Here is a 4,796-nt window from a genome sequence, read left to right on the forward strand (position 1 = left end):
AGATACGACAATGCACCGCTTGTGAACCTCATTTATCACACGGTGCAAACCCAGTGATTCAGGCACACCCAAACGCGCGCTTGTTAATCATAGGCCAAGCACCCGGTATTAAGGTTCATGAATCATCTATCCCTTGGAACGACGCCAGTGGCGAGCGATTGAGAGAATGGCTAGAGATGGACAGCGATACGTTTTATGACGAACAAAAAGTCGCGATTGTCCCGATGGGCTTTTGCTATCCAGGAAAGGGAAAAAGTGGCGATCTACCGCCTCGAAAGGAGTGCGCTGCGCTATGGCACAAAAAAGTACTGCAATCACTGCCCAACATCCAAATGACCTTGCTGATTGGTCAGTATGCGCAAAACTATTATCTAAAAGAGAAAGCCACCAGCACACTCACTGAAACGGTACGTAACTGGCAGGCTTGGGCTCCAGAATTTTTGCCACTTCCCCACCCTTCACCACGTAATAATATCTGGCTCAAGAAAAACCCATGGTTCGAAAGTGAAGTCATTCCCTATATCAGGAAGCACGTATCAGAGCATTTGGCCTGCCATGATCCAAATGCCTAATTAGCTGCACATCAACGATGATTTAGTCGATATTGAGTGCGGATAGAAAGATAATAAAAAAGCGCTGCCGATTTCTCGACAGCGCTTTTTCTAAAAACACATACTGAATTACTTATGGTATGGCTTAGATAGGTCGTGAACTGCGTCCACAAATACACCAGCATTTTCTGGTGGCACATCTAGGTGAATACCATGGCCAAGGTTAAATACGTGACCAGTACCGCCGTCACCAAAACCTTCAAGGATAGTGCCGACTTCTTCACGAATACGCTCAGGTTGTGCGTAAAGTACTGATGGGTCCATGTTGCCTTGTAGAGCCACTTTATCGCCAATACGTGCTTTTGCATCAGCAATATTGATTGTCCAGTCTAGGCCAACTGCATCACAGCCGGTCGCTGCGATAGATTCTAGCCACATGCCACCGTTCTTAGTGAACAGAGTAACCGGTACACGGCGACCTTCGTTTTCACGAATTAGGCCATCGACAATTTTGTGCATGTACTGCAGTGAGAACAGGTTGTAGTCACGCGGAGTAAGTACACCACCCCATGTGTCGAATACCATTACCGATTGTGCACCTGCTTTAATTTGCGCGTTCAGGTATTCAATAACAGTGTCAGCCAGCTTATCTAGAAGTAAGTGCAGCGTTTGTGGCTCTGCATACATCATCTTCTTGATTTTAGTAAATGCCTTCGAACTGCTGCCTTCAACCATGTAAGTTGCCAATGTCCAAGGACTACCAGAGAAACCAATCAGTGGCACTTCGCCTTTCAGGTCTTTACGGATCTGACGAACGGCATTCATTACGTATTGAAGTTCACCTTCAGGATCCGGTAGGCCAATCTTTTCTACGTCAGCTTTACATGTGATAGGGCGTTCAAACTTAGGGCCTTCACCTGTTTCGAAGTACAAACCTAACCCCATCGCATCTGGGATAGTTAGGATGTCAGAAAACAAGATTGCCGCATCAAGCGGGAAACGACGTAAAGGTTGAAGTGTTACTTCTGATGCTAGTTCAGCGTTTTTGCACAAAGACATGAAATCGCCCGCTTCAGCGCGCGTTGCTTTATACTCTGGAAGATAGCGGCCAGCTTGGCGCATCATCCATACCGGTGTGTAATCAACAGGCTGTTTTAAAAGTGCGCGTAAATAGCGATCGTTTTTTAATTCGGTCATTCCGTTAAATTCCAATTCAATCTTGTCTAGTTTTGATGGCAAGTATTCTAACACTGATTGAAGGGTAAAAGCTGTGTGCTTTGCAACCTAGATCAAGTTATTAACTTTTAAATCCATGCTTAATTTGCACCCAATTACAGGAGCATGTTAAAAATTTGTTCGCTAGCGAAAATTACAATTATAACAACTGAGTAGTCACTACTCAGCATCTCATAACGACATCTTACTTACCCCCTCCACTTGTGGAGGGTTTTTTTTAGTGTTTGACCACCCATAGGCCAAATACTATCACAGGTAATTTAATGTTCTAGTTCTTGCTCCGCGACGCCGGCTTTCCTTATGTCATCGACTGTATTCTCAATCAATTGTCTCGCAATCGTTCCGACTGGAGCAACATCAGGTAGGCTTGTTACATCAAACCATTGGGCATCCGACAGTTCACTGTAATCGGGTTTAAGCGTACCACCAGCATAATCTGCCAGAAAGCCCATCATCATACTCGATGGAAACGCCCATGGCTGGCTACCAAAGTAACGGATATTACTCACATCGATCCCCGTTTCTTCTTTGACTTCGCGCGCCACACACTGCTCTAGGGTTTCTCCAACCTCTAGGAAGCCCGCTATTACCGTGTACATACCCGTTTTATGCCTTGGGTGCTGCGCAAGTAATATCTTGTTGTCGTTTCGTACAGCGACAATGATGCACGGGAAGATACGAGGGTAATGAAGCGTTCGGCAGTCTCCACACTGCATCGCCACCTGATTATGATTGAGATGATTACGACCGCCGCACTGAGGGCAAAAACGCATACTTTGTGTCATGTTCCCATACTGGATAGCTTTGCTTGCGATCAGAAAACTTGATTCAGGCCAGTGAAGCAAATCTCTTAGGCTGACCATGCTCAGATCAATCTCCACATCGCAATCGTTGAGCCAATACACCTTACGACCTTGATGCTGACCAATGCAGATTGCATGCTCGACATCCAGCCCTAGCTCTTCAGCTGAGCCATAAGGAAACTGATCATTATTAACCCAAATATCACTACCTGAAACGACGCACCAATAAGCTTGCTCTGTCATTTTGTTATCACTTTTTTTTAACATCCCTATGCCTCATTGCTTGCAGTTCGTTCATTTTACTGGCAATCTGATTTCATACTAGAGTTGTAGCAGAGAATAATTCAAACTATTACTTTTAGTAGCTACCAATAAAACGGACCCTGCTTAGGCAATTACTTGATCACAAGGTTGTGATCAGATCATGAGGACATGGTCATGCTAAATAAATTCAAACAAATACAAGAACAATGGGGTGGCTCTAATGAGGTCATCGATCATTGGCTCGAAACTCGACAGTCTCTAATCGTTGAGTATTGTAAGCTAGGTGCCTTGCAGCCAGCTAGCAATGGGCAATCAAACGTTGTTGAACTCCCTTCTCCTAAAGAAATAAGCTCATTCTGCGATCATGTTGTCGATTATATCTCAGAGGGTCATTTTAAGATCTACGATATGGTCATGAAAAAATGGCAAGCAACAGGCTTTAAAACCAATGACGAGATTGATACAACTTACGCGAAGATCGTACTTACAACCGAGCCGCTTCTAGAGTTCAATGATAAGTACGTTAAAGTAAGTGCAGACGATGAGTTGCCTAACTTCGAAGGAGATATGTCAAAAGTAGGTGAACTACTCGAAGTACGTTTTGAAGTAGAAGATAATCTTATCCAGCTTATTGCAGACAGTTTAGCGATTCCACCAGGCGCTTAGTTAGCTGAATCCTTAATAAGCTTGCCTCTGTGCAAGCTTTTTGTTTTGTCTGTAAGGTTATCCAAACTACCCAGAACCTTTCAGACAGAGCTTACTCGCTCGCCCTGACCTTTAGCCATAAGCATATGGTTACAGCCCTAATCAGCCTAATCATCTCTACCCTTTATCTTACTGGCCTCAAAGAGCACTCTTCAGGACATAAATCCAACCCCACCAGCTAGATAATCACACCTATCACTTTATAAGTCATAGCTAAATACCAATACGCCAGATACAAAAAAGGCACCCGAAGGTGCCTTTTTTCTTATCTCTTAGAGACTACTCGTAGAGCTTACTCTTCTGAAGAGAAACCAGCGTTTAGAAGTGCTGCTAGATTGTCAGTAGCTTGCTCAGCTGAAGGACCTTCTTGCTCTTCTTCACGTTGCTTTTGACGCTCTTGGTGGTATGCGAAACCAGTACCAGCTGGGATCAGACGACCAACAATTACGTTCTCTTTCAGGCCGCGAAGGTCATCACGCTTACCAGAAACCGCAGCTTCTGTTAGTACGCGAGTCGTTTCTTGGAACGATGCAGCTGAGATGAATGACTCAGTTGCAAGAGATGCTTTAGTAATACCTAGTAGATCACGTTCGAAACGCACTAGTTCTTTACCTTCAGCTTCTAGCTTACGGTTAGCAATCTTAACATTGTGGTACTCAACTTGTTCGCCAGGTAGGAACGGAGAGTCACCAGAATGTGTGATTGTACACTTACGTAGCATTTGACGAACGATAGTCTCGATGTGCTTATCGTTAATCTTTACGCCTTGTAAGCGGTAAACTTCTTGAACTTCGTTCGCGATGTACTGAGTCACAGCGTGGATACCACGTAGACGCAGGATATCGTGTGGAGTTTCAGGACCGTCGGCGATTACATCACCACGTTCAATCTTCTCACCTTCGAACACGTTCAATTGACGGTGCTTAGGAATCATCTCTTCGTAAGCGTCACCGCCTTCACGAGTGATTACTAGACGACGCTTACCTTTCGTTTCTTTACCGAAAGACACAGTACCTGTGTGCTCAGCAAGGATCGCAGGCTCTTTAGGCTTACGAGCTTCGAATAGGTCAGCTACGCGTGGTAGACCACCGGTGATATCTTTGTTTCCGCTCGATTTTTGAGGGATACGAGATAGTGTGTCACCAATGCCAACTTCAGCGCCATCTTCGATGTTTACAATCGCTTTGCCAGGTAGGAAGTAGTGAGCTGGCATATCAGTACCAGGAATCATTACGTC

Annotated in this window: 4 protein-coding genes and 1 pseudogene; 2 read left to right on the forward strand and 3 right to left on the reverse strand. The window is 44.7% G+C overall.

All coding sequences use genetic code 11. The annotated features are described in order from the left end of the window. Positions 1–2 precede the first annotated feature (2 nt). The gene (locus AB4496_RS03335; protein ID WP_372130589.1) at positions 3–572 is read left to right on the forward strand and encodes a uracil-DNA glycosylase family protein; all 570 of its coding nucleotides are present in this window, start codon (positions 3–5) and stop codon (positions 570–572) included. 108 nt (positions 573–680) lie between these two features. On the opposite strand, the gene hemE is transcribed toward AB4496_RS03335, so the two are convergent. Together hemE and nudC are read right to left on the reverse strand one after the other, a co-directional pair. Next, positions 681–1,748: a uroporphyrinogen decarboxylase gene (gene hemE, locus AB4496_RS03340; RefSeq protein WP_004729761.1), complete on the reverse strand. Its 1,068-nt coding sequence runs from the start codon at positions 1,746–1,748 to the stop codon at positions 681–683. A gap of 299 nt (positions 1,749–2,047) precedes the next feature. After that, the gene (nudC, locus tag AB4496_RS03345) at positions 2,048–2,857 is read right to left on the reverse strand and encodes an NAD(+) diphosphatase (RefSeq protein ID WP_009844679.1); all 810 of its coding nucleotides are present in this window, start codon (positions 2,855–2,857) and stop codon (positions 2,048–2,050) included. Between the two features lie 165 nt (positions 2,858–3,022). On the opposite strand from nudC, the gene AB4496_RS03350 reads away from it, so the two are divergent. Then, a complete protein-coding gene (locus AB4496_RS03350; protein ID WP_012604999.1) occupies positions 3,023–3,520 on the forward strand; it encodes an Rsd/AlgQ family anti-sigma factor in 498 nt (165 codons plus the stop codon). A gap of 331 nt (positions 3,521–3,851) precedes the next feature. Here AB4496_RS03350 and AB4496_RS03355 read toward each other — a convergent pair. After that, positions 3,852–4,796, reverse strand: a pseudogene (locus AB4496_RS03355) (DNA-directed RNA polymerase subunit beta'); the annotation flags it as partial.

The organism is Vibrio sp. 10N.222.46.A1 (assembly GCF_041473595.1).
GTDB classification, from domain to species: Bacteria; Pseudomonadota; Gammaproteobacteria; order Enterobacterales; family Vibrionaceae; genus Vibrio; species Vibrio tasmaniensis_A.

Excerpts from the sequence above, each read along its gene's own strand:
- hemE (WP_004729761.1), bottom strand. The coding sequence starts at position 1,748 with ATGACCGAATTAAAAAACGATCGCTATTTACGCGCACTTTTAAAACAG.
- nudC (WP_009844679.1), bottom strand. The coding sequence starts at position 2,857 with ATGTTAAAAAAAAGTGATAACAAAATGACAGAGCAAGCTTATTGGTGC.
- AB4496_RS03350 (WP_012604999.1), top strand. The coding sequence starts at position 3,023 with ATGGTCATGCTAAATAAATTCAAACAAATACAAGAACAATGGGGTGGC.